The 15496-nt window shown below is 46.8% G+C and carries 15 protein-coding genes; 8 read left to right on the forward strand and 7 right to left on the reverse strand.

Features of this window, described 5'->3' with window-relative positions; all coding sequences use genetic code 11:
• Nucleotides 1-96: 96 nt before the first annotated feature.
• Entirely contained in the window at nt 97-735 is a 639-nt protein-coding gene (locus tag ACKU35_RS06285; RefSeq protein ID WP_319764185.1) for a queuosine precursor transporter, read from the reverse strand.
• Between the two features lie 237 nt (nt 736-972).
• Here ACKU35_RS06285 and queF point away from each other — a divergent pair, with 237 nt between their 5' ends.
• The 7 genes from queF to ACKU35_RS06320 all read left to right on the forward strand — a co-directional run bounded on the left by queF (nt 973) and on the right by ACKU35_RS06320 (nt 9616).
• A complete protein-coding gene (gene queF / locus ACKU35_RS06290; protein ID WP_319764187.1) occupies nt 973-1491 on the forward strand; it encodes a preQ(1) synthase in 519 nt (172 codons plus the stop codon).
• A 136-nt stretch (nt 1492-1627) separates the two neighbouring features.
• Nucleotides 1628-1957, forward strand: coding sequence for a metalloregulator ArsR/SmtB family transcription factor (locus tag ACKU35_RS06295; RefSeq protein ID WP_319764189.1), 330 nt, complete (start codon nt 1628-1630; stop codon nt 1955-1957).
• Nucleotides 1958-2045: 88 nt separating this feature from the next.
• The gene (locus tag ACKU35_RS06300) at nt 2046-3194 is read left to right on the forward strand and encodes a permease (RefSeq protein WP_319764190.1); all 1149 of its coding nucleotides are present in this window, start codon (nt 2046-2048) and stop codon (nt 3192-3194) included.
• 209 nt (nt 3195-3403) lie between these two features.
• The gene (locus tag ACKU35_RS06305; RefSeq protein WP_319764192.1) at nt 3404-4639 is read left to right on the forward strand and encodes a diguanylate cyclase; all 1236 of its coding nucleotides are present in this window, start codon (nt 3404-3406) and stop codon (nt 4637-4639) included.
• 151 nt (nt 4640-4790) lie between these two features.
• On the forward strand, nt 4791-5093 hold the full coding sequence (locus ACKU35_RS06310; protein WP_319764194.1) for a late competence development ComFB family protein: 303 nt from the start codon (nt 4791-4793) through the stop codon (nt 5091-5093).
• A 145-nt stretch (nt 5094-5238) separates the two neighbouring features.
• Nucleotides 5239-6417, forward strand: coding sequence for an efflux RND transporter periplasmic adaptor subunit (locus ACKU35_RS06315; protein WP_319764196.1), 1179 nt, complete (start codon nt 5239-5241; stop codon nt 6415-6417).
• A 61-nt stretch (nt 6418-6478) separates the two neighbouring features.
• Nucleotides 6479-9616 carry a multidrug efflux RND transporter permease subunit gene (locus ACKU35_RS06320; protein ID WP_319764198.1) on the forward strand — a complete coding sequence of 1046 codons (3138 nt, stop codon included), beginning with the start codon at nt 6479-6481 and terminating at the stop codon, nt 9614-9616.
• A gap of 86 nt (nt 9617-9702) precedes the next feature.
• Here ACKU35_RS06320 and ACKU35_RS06325 read toward each other — a convergent pair whose 3' ends face one another.
• From ACKU35_RS06325 to greA, 5 genes are all read right to left on the reverse strand, one after another.
• Nucleotides 9703-10338: a phosphatase PAP2 family protein gene (locus tag ACKU35_RS06325; RefSeq protein ID WP_319764200.1), complete on the reverse strand. Its 636-nt coding sequence runs from the start codon at nt 10336-10338 to the stop codon at nt 9703-9705.
• A gap of 20 nt (nt 10339-10358) precedes the next feature.
• A complete protein-coding gene (locus ACKU35_RS06330; protein ID WP_319764202.1) occupies nt 10359-11543 on the reverse strand; it encodes an ATP-binding protein in 1185 nt (394 codons plus the stop codon).
• Between the two features lie 21 nt (nt 11544-11564).
• Nucleotides 11565-11999: an META domain-containing protein gene (locus ACKU35_RS06335; RefSeq protein ID WP_319764204.1), complete on the reverse strand. Its 435-nt coding sequence runs from the start codon at nt 11997-11999 to the stop codon at nt 11565-11567.
• Nucleotides 12000-12078: 79 nt separating this feature from the next.
• The gene (locus ACKU35_RS06340; RefSeq protein WP_319764205.1) at nt 12079-12837 is read right to left on the reverse strand and encodes a hypothetical protein; all 759 of its coding nucleotides are present in this window, start codon (nt 12835-12837) and stop codon (nt 12079-12081) included.
• Between the two features lie 111 nt (nt 12838-12948).
• Complete coding sequence (gene greA / locus ACKU35_RS06345; RefSeq protein ID WP_319764207.1) at nt 12949-13434, reverse strand: transcription elongation factor GreA; 486 nt, start codon at nt 13432-13434, stop codon at nt 12949-12951.
• A 364-nt stretch (nt 13435-13798) separates the two neighbouring features.
• Between greA and ACKU35_RS06350 the strand changes: the two genes are divergently transcribed.
• Complete coding sequence (locus ACKU35_RS06350) at nt 13799-14989, forward strand: HD-GYP domain-containing protein (protein ID WP_319764209.1); 1191 nt, start codon at nt 13799-13801, stop codon at nt 14987-14989.
• A gap of 112 nt (nt 14990-15101) precedes the next feature.
• Here ACKU35_RS06350 and ACKU35_RS06355 read toward each other — a convergent pair whose 3' ends face one another.
• Complete coding sequence (locus ACKU35_RS06355; RefSeq protein WP_319764211.1) at nt 15102-15401, reverse strand: hypothetical protein; 300 nt, start codon at nt 15399-15401, stop codon at nt 15102-15104.
• Nucleotides 15402-15496 lie beyond the last annotated feature (95 nt).

A 15496-nucleotide genomic window follows, 5' to 3' on the forward strand; every position in this document is an offset into this window, starting at 1 on the left:
AGGCTGAAACTTACATGTGACAACATACGTTTAGTTTCAGCCTTTATTGTATCTCTTGAATACGGTATTTTACAGTCTACCGTTTTTTGCGGGAGATCAGGATGCTGCAGTTACAGCGGTCCGCTGGCGGAGTATGGTTACCCCGGCGTATACCAGCGGGGTGTCCAGAAAGGCGATGGCTATCTTGGCAACCCACTGTCCGATGATAATATCTGCGACAGGCATGGTTCCGTAGAAGGCTACAGTCACAAAGATTGTGGAATCGATGAGCTGTGATACGATGGTGGACAGATTGTTGCGCAGCCAGAGGTGTTTGCCTCCGGTCAGTCTGCGTAGCAGGTGGAAGAGCCGCACATCGTTTGTCTGGCTGACCAGATAAGCCAGCAGTGAGGCAAGGACAATACGAGGGGTGCTTGCAAGAACGCTGGCAAAGCCTTCCTGGCCGTGCCAGAAGGGTGCCGGGGTCCAGTACAGGGCGGCCCATGAAAGGGCAATGGCTGTAAGAAGGGCGATGAATCCGCAGTGGATGACCTCATCGGCCCGTTCCTTTCCCCAAATTTCACTGATGATATCGGAGACAATGAAGGTTATGGAGTAGGCAAGGACCCCAGCAGGTGCGTAAAATCCGAAGATGTTGATAATCTTGGTTGATACAACTGCGGCCATGACCAATGAGCCGATAAAAAGGCTCGTCAGAAGGGTGAACGCTTTGCGTTCAAAGGTTGAAGAGAGCATTGGATTCCCTTGTGTTGGATGTTTGTTCTTTGAAGCGGAGCTTACCCGGCACGAGCAAAAGGGAGAAAGTCCCGTGCCTCGGCAGTTCCGCTTCGGGGCAAAAGTTCAGGGGCTGGGTTGCCAGTATTCGGAGTAAAAGTCAAAAAGAAATGGGCAAAGGCCGGACTTGCTTTTGCCGGATAAGCTGCTAAGTGCTGTGGACCGTTTGAGGAACTTTTCAGATTAGACTGTTTATCTATGGAGAAGATTAAAGTGAAAACTACCAAAAGTCAGGATAAGACCGAGTCGCTTGTCTCTCTCGGTCAGGCCGGAGCGACAGAGTATAATTATGATACCCCCGGTCCCGAAATACTTGAGACATTTCCTAATAATTTCCCGGGCAGGCCCTACATAATCAGCATTGAATTTCCGGAATATACCTCGCTTTGCCCGGTGACCGGACAGCCTGATTTCGCCACTATAATTGTGGAGTACATTCCCGATGAACTTTGTGTGGAATCCAAGAGTTTTAAGATTTATATGGGAGCCTACCGTAATCATCAGTCCTTCATGGAAACCATAACCAATAATATTCTCGATCACTTCACCGGACGTCTTTCCCCTTTGTGGATGCGTGTTAAGGGGATTTTTTCGCCTAGAGGCGGAACGGCCCTGCATGTTTTCGCCGAACAGTACAAGAAAGAAAGTGATCATTACGAAGAGGTTCGTGAAGTTGTAAGGGAATGGAAGATGGAATCCGGTAGACATTCTTCCTGATTTTATTGCCTGTTACTCTTTCCGTATAGAGCTTGCGTTGTTTCGCGCGAGTAATAAATTGTATAGTTCTATCTTGACAGGCATGGCTAAAGTTTTATATTTTGCCAAATAGACAAATTAGGAGGCAGCAAAAAAAATGACCGCAACTATCGAGACAAAGTCAAAGGTCTTCAAAGCTCTGGGGCATCCCAGCAGGCTTGCCATTGTAGAGGCGCTCTGCGAAGGGGAACTCTGTGTCTGTGATATTGTTCCGATAGTTGGCCGGGATATATCCACCGTGTCTAAGCATCTATCCCTGCTCAAGGAAGCCGGAGTGCTAAAAGACAATAAACGGGGCACGAATGTTTATTATAGTCTGGCCATGGAGTGTGTCCCCGGTTTTCTCAGCTGTCTGGAGAATTTTTTTGCTCTCAAGTTTGAGCAGCAGGCTGCGGCCTACTCAGCAAGCTTTATTAAAAAGTTGTAAGTAAGGGACAGCTGCGGGTTAATCGTAGCTGTTCTTTTTTGAGTTTAAGTTTTCGTGTTTGGCAAAATAAGAACAGTGGAGAATAAAAATGGAAGAGTTGAATTTAAAACAATGTTCCTGTTCCTCGGGATCAAAGCCCATAAAACCAATCGGACTGGAACCTTTGGGGGAAACCTCAGAGCCGGAATCAGTTGAAGAGACCAAAGGGTCTTCATTACCCCTCGGTGGCAAGGCTTTATGGGGGGCTATGGTCGTTGGGCTACTGGCATGGTATGCTCTTTATTCGCAATTACTGCCTTTTTCAAAGTATGCAGCCTTTGATCTGTTCGGTCTTGTGCCGGGTAGTCATCTGGGTGAGGCTGTACAGTTTTTCGTTTATGATACTCCAAAGGTGTTGATGCTGCTTGTACTGGTCGTTTTCGGCATCGGTATTATCCGCTCTTATGTAACTGTGGAATGGACCCGCAAGGTACTGGCCGGGAAACGCGAATCCTTCGGTAACGTGCTTGCCGCCCTGCTCGGTGTGGTTACTCCGTTTTGTTCCTGCTCCGCTGTCCCGCTTTTTATAGGTTTCGTAGCCGGAGGAGTTCCGCTGGGTGTTACCTTTTCATTCCTGATTTCCGCGCCGATGGTTAACGAGGTTGCCCTAGTACTGCTTTATGGACTTATGGGCTGGAAAATAGCTACCTTATACTTTGTCACCGGTATTCTCATCGCTATTGTGGCCGGCTGGGTCATAGGCCGTCTGGGTATGGAAAAGTATGTGGAAAGCTGGGTTAAGCTGGCCAATTCTCAGAATAACGGGCCGCAATCGGGTATGGATATCGAGGAACGGTTGGTATTCGGCCTTGAATCAGTAAAGGATATAGTTGGTAAAGTCTGGATGTATGTGGTGCTCGGTATTGCTGCCGGCGCTGCGATTCATGGCTATGTTCCTGAAGACATGATGGTTTCCATTATGGGTAAGGGTGTCTGGTGGGCAGTGCCCGCATCAGTCTTACTAGGCATTCCCATGTATACAAATGCCGCCGGGGTTATTCCAATTGTCGACGCTCTGCTGGGCAAGGGTGCGGCACTTGGAACCGTGTTGGCTTTCATGATGAGCGTAATCGCGCTTTCCTTTCCGGAAATGGTTATCCTGCGTAAAGTGCTCAAGCCCAGACTTATCGCCGTATTCGCCGGAGTGGTCGGGTGTGGTATCCTCATAGTCGGATACCTATTTAATATGATTGTTTAAGTTTTTGTAATTTGGTTTGCAGCAGCCGTATCTCTAATGTGAGGTTCGGCTGCTTTTGATTTTTATATCCGTTTTAAATAATGGGGCGAAAGTTGTTTAAAATAATATATTAAAAAAAGGAAATTTTTGTATTATAAGTACTAAGACAATAGTTGTCCGGCCCGGTTTTTTAGTTCCGGTTATTCTGTCCTTTTCAGTTTGAGGTACACGTGAATAAAGTTCTTGTTTTGGACTCCAGCAAAGTTACAACACTGCTTATCCAGAAAGCCCTTCAGCAGGGAGGGTTTGTATGCGATCTTGCCCAAACATACGAGGAAGCAGAAAAATTAATTGCGGAAAATAACTATTTCGTCGGGCTTAGCAGTGTAGTTCTTAAGGGCGTGAAGGCCGGCGAGGGGATAGATCTGTTTATCAAAAACAATATCCCCGCTATCGCGGTGACCTCAACCCTTAGCGAGGATGTCCTGAAGGATCTGTCAAAGAAGGATATCGTGGACTATGTGCTCAAAAAGAGTGAACATATTGATTATATTGTCCGCACTGTGCGCCGGGTCTCCAAAAATAGGGGTCTGAAAGTCATGGTTGTGGATGATTCAAAATCTGTTCGTGCATGGCTTTCCAATATTCTTGGAAGGCAGGGACTCACAGTCCTTCAAGCAGAGGACGGAGCTGATGCAGCGGAAATTTTTGATCGCAATCCAGATATCAAGCTCGTTCTTACCGACTACACTATGCCTAGAATGGACGGTGTCCAGCTGACCGCGCATCTGCGTACCCTGCGTCCTTCCGATGAACTCAGCGTAATAGTTCTTTCTTCCGATTCAAAGTCTGGAACTGCTCCGCTTTTTTTGAAGATCGGGGCCAATGACTTTATTCATAAGAGCGCGCGGATTGAAGAAATTCTTTGCCGGGTTAACTCCAACCTTGAAATTCTCGAACTTATCGCTGAATCCCGCGACCGTGCCAATAAGGATTTTCTCACCGGATTGTGGAACAGGAGATATTTTTTCGAAAATTGCGAACCTGTGTATAAAAAATGTCAGGAAATCGGGCATGGAATAGCTCTGGCCCTGCTGGATATTGACTATTTCAAAAAGGTTAATGACACATACGGCCATGAAGCTGGGGATATGGTTCTTAAGAAATTCTCAACATTGCTTAGGGAATATGTAGGTGACAAGGGCTTGCCGGCCCGTGTTGGCGGTGAAGAATTTTATGTGATGTTGAATTCGGTTGCTCCCGACGAAATCGTTCCTTTTCTGGATGGATTCAGAAAGCAGGTAGAGGAACTTACAGTCTCTTTCAACGGACAGAAGATAAAATTTACTGTTTCCATAGGAGTTACCTCGGATGCCGGGGGCTCCCTTTCAAATATGATCAGTCGCGCCGATGATCTGCTCTACGAGGCCAAGACATCCGGTCGTAACAGGGTGCTTTCTTCCTGACAGAGATTTATCTGGATTGATGATTAAGGCCTCGGTTCTTATGGGAACCGAGGCTTTTCTGTTTAGAATAGTCTTTAAATAAGAAGCATAGTGGGGTATACTACTAACATTGCTCGAAACGCCATGAAGGTGGCAAAGAAAGGGGGAGACTATGCTGTCCAAGGAAAAATTTTTTAGCACCGGTGAAATTGTTAATCTTGCTGAACAGGCTGTCTATGAAGAGTTGAAGGCACTGATTAAAAGGGCTGACATTGAATTCTGCCAGTGCGACAAGTGTCTTTTCGATATTGTCTGTGTTGTTTTGAATAAAATGCCAAGCCTCTATTCATCCAGCATCGCGGATCGGGCGTACCCCAGCTCCGGCTTCAAGGCTGATTATGAAAAACTTAAGGCTTTGGCCGCCACTGAATTGCCCATAGCTATCAATCAGATCAAAAATAGACTGCATCATTAGTTTCGTATCCTGTTCTCTGCAATAATTTACTTTTTTTTAACATGAGAATCGGTTAGTGTCTCAATGCTTTTATATAGGGATACAGGCATGATTGTTGCCTTCAGAGCAGCCGTCGGTTTTTTAAATATTATTCAGGGGGAAGTTCGTGAATTTCTTTTTTCGTGAGGTTACCGGGCGGAAGAATTGTGCCGCATTGCTTTTTATCATGTTATTAGTCTCCTTTTTATTGGCAGGGTGTTTTGATGAAGGTAAAAAGGAACAAGATGCGGCAAAACCTACTCCTGTTAAAGTTATAAAAATAGATGAGCAGTCCTTTCCGGTTATGGGCGAGTATGTGGCCCAGATTCAGGCTCTTAAAACCGTTGAAATAAAGGCCCGCGTACAGGGACATCTTAAACAGAGGCTTTTCACCGAAGGTGACCCGGTCAAAGAAGGTCAGCTCCTTTTTGTCATTGACCCGCGTCCTTATGAGGAAGCTTTAAAAAGATCCCAGGCGGAACTGGCCAGCGCAAAAGCCTCTCTCGCAAAGGCCAGCAAAGACTATAAACGGTTTAAGGCCCTTTTCGATCAGGGGGCGGTCAGCCGTGAGGAGTTCGATTCTAAAATCACCGACAAACAGGTTCTGGAAGCCAATGTGAGCAATGCCAAGGCTGAGGTTGGAGAGGCAAAGTTGAATTTAGGCTTTACCCGCATAACATCTCCAATGGACGGTATGATCGGACGTACTCATGTCGACCCCGGTACTCTGGTTGCAGCGGAGTCAACTGTACTGGCAACTGTTTCAGCGGTTGATCCGGTTTATGTAAATTTCAGTATTCCCGAAAAAGAATATCTTGTGGCTATCCGTGATATTGAAGCCAGAAAAAAGGCAGGCAAGCCGGATAGACCCAGTGCTTTGCGTATGATTTTGGCCGACGGAGGCTACTACGATTATAACGGCACCTTTAATATGGCCGACAGGGCTGTTGATTCCTCTACCGGTACGCTGGGTATCAGGGCGAAGTTCCCCAATCCAGAGAGAATCCTGCGTGACGGTCAGTATGCCAAGGTAGTGGCAAAGCTTAAGGATTATCCTCATGCACTTGTGGTCCCCACAAGATCCATGCTGGATGTGCAGGGACGTAAATCCTTATTAGCCGTCGTCAACGGTACTGTTGTCGAAAAACCGGTAACAATTGACTATTCGGATGATCAAAATGCTGTGATAAAAACAGGAATACAATCTGGAACCATGATTATCGTCGACGGTGTAAACAGAATTCGTCCCGGAACTTCGGTTGTCCCAGAGATTCTTAAAAATCCATCCGAAGTAACCAAAGAGTAATCCCTTTTTAAAAGTAAATCTCCCCGCATATGCGGGGAGATAATTTTTGCAGGAAGCAGTCATGGTCAATTTTTTTATCGACAGACCCATTTTTTCGTCCGTTATTTCCATCATTATCACAATGGTGGGCTTACTGAGTATTTTTACTCTGCCTATTGCGCAATACCCTGAAATCGCACCCCCTACAGTACAGATTTCCGCCCAGTATACCGGTGCCAGCGCGGGGGTTGTGGAAGAAACCGTTGCGGCCCCTATCGAGGAGCAGGTCAACGGCGCGCAGGACATGCTTTATATGAGTTCCATCAGCTCGAATGACGGACGTATGGTCCTCAATGTTACCTTTGATCTCGGGCGAGATCTGGAACTTGCCACTGTTGATGTTCAGAACAGGGTCAGTCTGGCTACTCCCCAGCTCCCTTCAGACGTGACCAAGTCCGGTGTCAGTGTTAAAAAGCAGTCCTCCAGTATGATCTGCGTGATCAGTCTTCTTTCGCCTGACGGAACATTCGATTCCCTTTTCTTGAACAACTACGCCAAGATCAATCTTTTCGATGCTGTTTCCCGTATCCCCGGTGTGGGGAGTGTCTCCCTTTTCGGTGATCAGGATTACGGCATGCGCATCTGGCTTGACCCGGATAAAATGGCCCGGATGGCAATCACTGCCGATGATGTTATTTCAGCGGTACAGAAGCAGAATCTGCAGGCCCCGGCAGGGCAGGTGGGGCAGCCTCCGGCTTCAGCCGGACAGCAGTTTCAGTTGACTGTGCGGGTTAAGGGACGGCTTAGCGAACCGGAAGAGTTCGGTAATATTATTATCAAATCCAAGCCGGACGGGAGTAATGTCCGCATCCGCGATGTGGCCCGTGTTAAAATGGGTTCAAAATCCTACTCCGCCTTTGGCCGTCAGGGTGAAATCGACTCCGCAATGCTGCTGATTTATCAGCTCCCCGGAGCTAACGCCCTTGATATTGTGGAGAATGTCCGCTCTACCATGAAACAGCTTTCCGCTGAGTTTCCCACCGGGATGAAGTATGACATTCCCTATGATACCACCCTGTTCGTCACAGCTTCAATTGATGAAGTTTTGGATACCCTTTATGAGGCCATGGCGCTGGTCTTCATCGTTGTTTTTATCTTTTTGCAGAATCTGCGGGCGACCATTGTTCCCATGGTCGCAGTACCGGTATCACTGATTGGTACTTTCGCATTCTTTCAGGTTCTCGGTTTTTCCATCAATACCCTGACCTTGTTCGGTATGGTTTTGGCCATCGGTATTGTTGTTGACGATGCCATCGTTGTTGTTGAGGCGGTGCAGGCCAAGATTGATGAGAAAGGCTTGGATTCCAAGACGGCCACTAAGGAGGCCATGAAAGAAGTTTCCGGGCCTATTATGGCGACTACCGCAGTACTTATCGCCGTATTCGTACCCGTTGCCTTCATGGGGGGGATTACCGGACAGCTTTATAAACAGTTTGCGTTGACCCTTGCGGTTTCGGTAGCCATCTCGTCCATCAACGCTTTGACATTTTCTCCGGCCATGTCGGCTCTGGTGCTGCGTCCGCAAAAGAAGATGCGCGGTCCGCTGGGATGGTTTTTTGAAAAGTTCAATAAATATTTCAGCAAAGTTACTTCCGGCTATACTCTCGGGGTCCGGCTGATTATCCGTAAGTCAATAATTGCGCTGGGTATTTTCGGGATATTGCTGTTCGGGGCATACACACTGTTCAAAACAGTTCCCACCGGCTTCGTTCCCAACGAAGATCAGGGGTATTTCATGATAAATGTGCAGCTGCCTGAAGGAGCTTCACTTGAACGCTCCGATGCCGCCGTTCATAAGGTCGAGGAAATCCTCAAGAATGAACCGGGGGTTGAAACATATTTTGCTCTGGGTGGATTTAACCTGATAACCGGGGCATATTCTTCATACACGTCGACTCTGTTCGCTTCACTTACACCGTGGGATGAGCGTACTGATCCGCAACTGCATGTAAATGCTATTCTGCGTAAAGTGCAGCAGAAAGTTATGGAGATTCAGGAAGCCAGAATTATCTGCTTCAATCCCCCGCCGATTAACGGTATCGGTTCTACCGGAGGATTGCAGTTTGAGTTGCAGGACCGCTCCGGAGGAACGGTTGAGGAACTGTCTCAAGTGGCGCAGGATTACATGGCCGAACTTCGTAAGCGTCCAGAATTAACAGGTATATTCTCCACCTTCAGCGCGAATGTCCCCCAGCTGTTTGTTAATGTGGATCGTGATAAGGTCAGCAAGCTTGGTATTCCGCTTAACGAGGTCTTTACCGCTATGCAGACTTTTCTCGGCGGTTATTACATTAACGATTTCAATAAATATGGCAGGACCTACCGGGTCTTGGCTCAGGCTGACTCTCAATTCAGAACCAGCCCGGGCGATGTCTCTAAATTCTATGTGCGTGGTGATACGGGAAAGATGATTCCCCTATCCACATTGGTTAGCCAGAAAAAAATATTCGGCCCGGAATATATACAGCGTTACAACTTGTTCCGGACCATTGAGATTACCGCCGCAAATGCTCCCGGATACAGTACCGGGCAGGCTATGGCGATAATGGAAAAGGTGGCTCGTGACACTCTGCCCAGAGGTTACGGATTTGACTGGACCAACATAGCGTTTCAGGAAAAGAAATCCGGTGGGGAAATTATCGTTATTTTTGCCCTTGCAGTTATGATGGTTTTTCTTGTGCTGGCTGCTCAGTATGAAAGCTGGATTATCCCGCTGGCGATTGTGTTCGCAGTTCCACTGGGTGTGTTCGGTGCAATTACCGGTCAGTTCCTGCGAGGGCTGGATAACAATGTCTATGCCCAGATCGGATTGATCATGCTGGTTGGACTTGCGGCTAAGAATGCAATTTTGATTGTGGAATTCGCTAAAGAAAAATATGAGCATGGCGCTACCCTTGTGGATGCTGCCGTGCAGGCGGCACATCAGCGTTTCCGTCCTATCCTGATGACTTCCTTCGCGTTTATCCTGGGGGTTGTTCCTCTGGTTATCGCTCAGGGAGCCGGATCGGCCAGTCGCCATGCTCTGGGTACTTCCGTTTTTTCGGGAATGATTGCGGCCACTCTTTTGGGAGTCGTCTTTGTGCCGCTCTTTTATGTGGTTCTGGCACGGTTACAAGTTGGCCGTAAGCATGAGGATAAGCCTGATTCCAGTGATGAGTAATCCGCTCTAAGTTGTATAATTGAAATCGCCCTGCTGAAAATTCGGCAGGGCGATTTTTTTATACGGAGGAATCAGAGAATTTGTTCTTAATGAGAGGATCTTTCCGGTACAGAATAAATGAAATAGTACGCCCAGAAGGAGCAGGTTACTCCGATGAAACATCCGAAGATAACGTCTGCGGGATAATGTTTACCAGCAATAACCCGGCTTATACCGACCAGTACAGCCAGCAAAAGCGGGATATATTTTTTACGGGGTAAAAGCAGTGCCAGGGAAGCGGTCAGCGAAAAAATGCGCAAGGTATGTCCTGACGGAAATGAATTCTGCAGATATTTATCGGAAAACCAGGTGAACCCGTAAGATCCGTCTTCAAAGAACATTGGCGGACGGCAGCGGCCGAAGAACCATTTAAGTTCATCACCGATGAGCATGGCGGATAAGGTCGAAAGCGCAACAAGCAGCAGTGCTTTGCTCCTTTTACCAAATCCATTGCACAGTCCGTCCACGGCTCCGCCTATAAGAGCGAAAAATGAAATTGTTTGAATTACATGCTTTGAAGCGAGGTCACTGATTAACTTACTAAGAGTGACCGCGAAAGTTCCTTTCAGGGTGTGAGCCGCTTTGGCTATGGGCAGGTCCAACGACTGGTAAAAAAGAATAACCAGCAGCAGAGTGGCAACTCCTCCCGCAAGTGTGTAAAAGCTGAGTTGTTTCGTAGTCATGTTCATGCAGAAATATTGGTTTAGTTGTTAACACGGGGGCATATGTTTTGTGTCAACATATTATCGGATGGAGTAAGCGGGAGTTCCACGTAAAAATTGGTCCCATCCTCTAATGATGAATCAAACCAGACCCGTCCGCGAAGGTAATTCTCGGTAAACATTTTTACGCTGTATGTACCTAGTCCCCGACCGGAGCCTTTAGTGGAAAACGAGCGCTTAAATATCTGGTGGGCCACAGTCATGGGGAGTGAACCTTGGTTTGATATAGTGAAAAGGGCCCTGCCGTTTTTCTCACATGCTTCCACTTTTATAGATCCATTGGGGTGGGATGCCTCGACAGCATTTTTTACCAGATTTTCAATAATACGGTAGAGAATTCGCTTATCAGTAGTTAGCGAAAACTTGCTGACTTTTGAATTGATAGAAACATTTTTACCTTTCCCCAACTGGCTGGTGTTGTAGAAAGTACATATTGATTCAATGAATTTAACCACGTCCACAGGCTCATTGTACAGCTCAAGCTTTTTAGTCTCTGCGGAAAGAAATAACCGGTGGGCATTGATCTCATTTGCCATGTAATGAGAACGTTCCACTATCATTTCAGCCAGCTCTTGCTGTTCTGGTCTTACTGCTTCGCTTCTTAGCAATGTACCTGCATTGGCGATTCCGTTTATCGCGTTCAGCAGGTCGTGCAGAAAGACTCTTTCCATCATTTCTTTATGTTTTTTGTCTGAAATATCAGCCAGGTGAATTATGTAGTACTGTTCCTCTCCTATATCTATTGGTGAGGCATTGACTCTGAATGTATATGCTTTGACTTTGTTATCCACATTAGCCAGCAGCATGCATTCCTCTTCACTTTTTTGTCCGGTCATTGCCGTTTGTATGGCTTGCAGGGCTCCGCATTGGAGGCAGGAGGGTGAGTCTCCGCAATAGTTTTTTTGGGAGTTGCAGCAGCGGAGCAGATCTCCGGGGCGACGTCCCAGAATCATGTTAACGTCTTTTTCCCCTACCGCTTCGGTCAGGGCCGTGTTGTAAGATACTATTCGCCTGTCCCGGTTGAGAATAAAGCAGGGGGATGGAACGCTATCAATAAACTCTGAAGCCAGTTCTGAATTAATCCGTGAATGCTGGGCCATAATTTCCGGGGTGCACGGATTGTGATTATTGCCCGGAATGTTTTGAGTGTTCGAAACTTCTTTCATGTGGAGGTTCTGCCGTTCGGACTAGTGTCCTTTATAAAAAAGTAAAGAATTACTGGGTCCTTCCATGTAAAGCATGTTGTTTCTGTTTTCCATAGTTTTGACTGCCTCGAGAGCCTGCATAAATTTGAATTCCTGTATATTCAGGTTTTGGGAACATGCTTTGCGAGTCATGGCCAACTGTCCGGTGCTGAATACGCCGTTTGTATATGAGTATTCTCCGCGAAAGCTGTTGCAGCCTCCAGAACCGTAAATTTTGCCGTTCTTGTCCAGTCTCATCCAGATGTGGGCGAATCCCTGTACAGGTTTGCCGTCAATATCTTCGGCAAGCCATTTGGTTTCCCTTGGGTGTTCGTACGCTGGGTAATTGGTCTGTTTGGGCGCACATCCAGAGACGAAAAGAATTATACATGCTATTGCGGCCAGTAATGAATAACGTTCCACTGTGTTGATTCTCATAAATCATTCCTCCGTTAAAGCACTATACGTATATCTGATCGTTTAAGATAGATAAAATTTACAGAAATAATGGAGACATTCAGGATCCGCAAAGCATAAAGCCTAGAATGAGACCGCATTTATCTGTGCAGGACGGGTAGAATTGTTTATGCATTCGTGTTTTGGATCGGTTTTCACGGCCATAGAAAAATTCAGCGATGGCGAGTGGGGTGTAGCCGTTCTTCGCGGCGAAATTGAGCAGCTTGGGCGCGCAGCAATCGCCGGTTCCGGTGGGGATGCCTTTTTTTCCGTATATTATTTCCGGCAACGGTTTTATTTTTCCACGGAAGTTGTGAACAGAGTATATGGCGTGGATTTTACGCATAAGCTCGCGGGAAAGGTTTTTCCGCTGTGCGGCAAGCTGTGCGTGAAGGGTGGAGTCGGGAGCGGTCTTAGCCATTTCCCTGCCGATTCTCTTTATTTCCTTTTCTGTGCACATGGTCAGGGTCTCGAATTCCTGCGGATCAATCAGAGGGCTGACCCAGCCGGGAATTTCCCAGTGCCCGTTGTATTGCCCGGAAAAAGCTTTGGCTGTTTTTTTATTTCCGTCATGGTCCAGATAAACCATTATTCCGAACATCTGCCCCCGCGCGTTACCGAAGAGGTAATCGGTGGAAAAGTCAGAAACGGCCTGATCCTGCGGAACATCGAAGTCCGCACGTTTTTCCGTGTCCAGCTTCTGCATCAGCGCGCGACAGTGCTCTACCGCGTCTTCCGGACTGAGCGAATGGGTGGTTTTGCAGCGGGAACAGTAGCCTGAGCAGGATATGTTTGCGGGGATGCTTGCCGTGCCTTGCATGGTGAACGCTCACTAAATTATAAAAAAGGGGATGTGCCTTGGCACATCCCCGCTTAAGTATCTTTATCCAGAACCTGCGGCCCTGCTTACTGGCTGACGGAAACCTTAATTTTACTGGGAAATAGGTCCATTAAAAGATACAGAAACGATGCCGTATTCAATTTTTCCTTTAGGAGCGTTGACGACGACTTCGTCCCCTTCTTCTTTTCCAAGCAGGGCTTTTCCGACAGGGGATTCAACGGAGATAATTCCTTTTTTGAAATCGCTCTCGTCAGGTCCCATGATGGTGTACTTCTTCTCATCACCTGTTTCTATATCTTCCAGTTCTACAGTGGCGCCGAAGGTGATTTTTGAACCACCAAGGGTCTGTAGGTCCACCACGTTGTAATGGGGGATACGGGATTCGATGTAGTTGATTTTTGCTTCAAGCATTCCCTGTCTTTCGCGTGCGGCATGATAACCGCCGTTTTCTTTCAGGTCGCCTTCTTCACGGGCTTCCGCGATGGCCTTGATCACTTCAGGGCGCTCTTTTTTGAGAGCTGCCAACTCTGCTTTGATTTTTGCAAATCCTTCTTTTGAAATGGGTATGTTGCTCATTTCATAAACCTCGAATAATTCCGTCGTTGTCAATAAAAATGCAGCCACTGTCCGAAAAGTTATTATCGGAAGTGAAGCTGCTTAGGGGACAGGTTGCAGTGCAACCGTTCAATTGCTGAAAGTTCTGGGTAGAACATCCTTTGAGGTAGGTCAAGTCGCTTGAGGCGTAAGATTAATAGTTTAGTTATTTTTTTTATATAAATAGATATCCGCCGTAATGGCTGAAATTTATAATTGTAAGGCGAATAATGTGGTTTTATCGATAGTTTTTTTGTGCTAGAAGATTTTCCTTTAGTTTTTTAGCTTGAAAAGAGGGTGTTGCAGAGTCTTTTTGGGATAGGACCCGTTTGTGAGGGAGGGCGGAGTGACTGAAGAGTTTAAGGTTATAAGGAAGAAAGACATCAGGCCGGGAATGTATGTCCGCAAATACGGAACCGGAACATTTCATGATCCTCACGTAGAGGTCGGAAGGTATATCGAGTCGCTTGAGGACATCACCAAATATCTTCCTGATGAGACGGAACAAGTGGAGATACTGACCGGAAGCGCTTTGCCGGACCTGCCTCCTTCAGGGACGGTAAAAGCCAAAAATGCCGAGGAAGCAGCACGGAATATAGCAGATGCTCTGCCTGAAGCCCGCCGGGTACACAAAGAAGCCCTGCGCTATTCCCGTAAATTTATCGATGATGTACGCAAGGGCCGGACTGTGGCGGTGGAAGAAGCCGTACCAATTGTCGGTGAGGTGATAGATAGCCTGACCACGAACGAACCTGCCGCATTGACTCTGGCTTTCCTAAAAAAATATGATGAATATACCTATACGCACTGCATAAACGTGAATCTCTACGCACTGCTGCTGGGCAAGGCCCTCGGCTTGAAGCGAGATGAACTGGAAATGCTCGGTATCGCCGCATTGTTTCATGATGTGGGAAAGGGGCGTGTTCCCAATACGGTGTTAAATAAACCCGGAAAACTGACCGATGCCGAATATGAAATTATGAAAAGTCATTCCTTGAAAGGTCTTGCTGTCCTTCAGGATGTTGACGGACTTGACGAGGCTGTACTTCGCGGAGTGGTAGAGCACCATGAACGCTATGACGGTAGTGGGTATCCCAGCGGAGTGATGGGGGAAAATATCCATCCCTTCGGACGGATTATTGCAATCAGCGATGTCTATGACGCCCTGACCAGTGTGCGCGTTTATAAAAAAGCCGTCACTCCGGCCAAGACATTAAGCCAGATGTATAAATGGAAGGGGACTGATTTCGATCCCGCCTACCTGAATTGTTTTATACGGGTCATGGGTATCTATCCGCCGGGAACCATGGTGCAATTGAATGATCTGCGATTTGCAATTGTTCTTGAGACTAATGAAAACAGACCGCAGCACCCAAAGGTGAAGGTCCTGTTTAACGATAAGATGCAGCCGGTAATGACAGAGTGTCTTGATCTGGCATTTTGTGAAAAAGAGGGGAGCGAGTTAAAGGTAATGCGCCAGCCGGACCCAAGCCTACTGGGGGTTGATATGCGCCAGCTTTCACGCTTTCTTGCTTAATTTTAACAAGTTGTTTTTTTATAATCCGGAATCATGATTTTGATTCCGGATTTTTTGTTTGCAGTATGCTTGAATGTCTTTTTCGGGGTTTTTGTTCGGATTTTTACAAGGGCTAAATAACAAATTCCATTTCGGAGAACAGTTTTTCTGCATCGTAAAGTCCGGGGTATTTGGATGAAATTTCGGCCATGATTGCGAAATAAGCATCCCAGCCTAAAACCTGTGCTTCTTTTTTCTTATTAATGAAAATCTTGAAAGTGGTTCCCTTGGGGCACTTGGTCATGTTCAGCTCCAGTACTCCGGCAGGGGTGTTTTCCAGCCATACCGCAGACCACGCCGTTCTATCGCCTTCTGTTTTTTTGTATTTTTGGAAGTAGGCCTCAAAAATATTTTCGATTTTTGCACGATCCATTCGGTTCTCCATAATCTAAAGATTGCGTTTTGAGCATAGCATTTTTGCGCCGAGATGGACAATAGTCCTGCTTTGTCATGGTCGTTTCAATGGTC

The organism is Maridesulfovibrio sp. (assembly GCF_963676065.1).
GTDB lineage: Bacteria > Desulfobacterota > Desulfovibrionia > Desulfovibrionales > Desulfovibrionaceae > Maridesulfovibrio.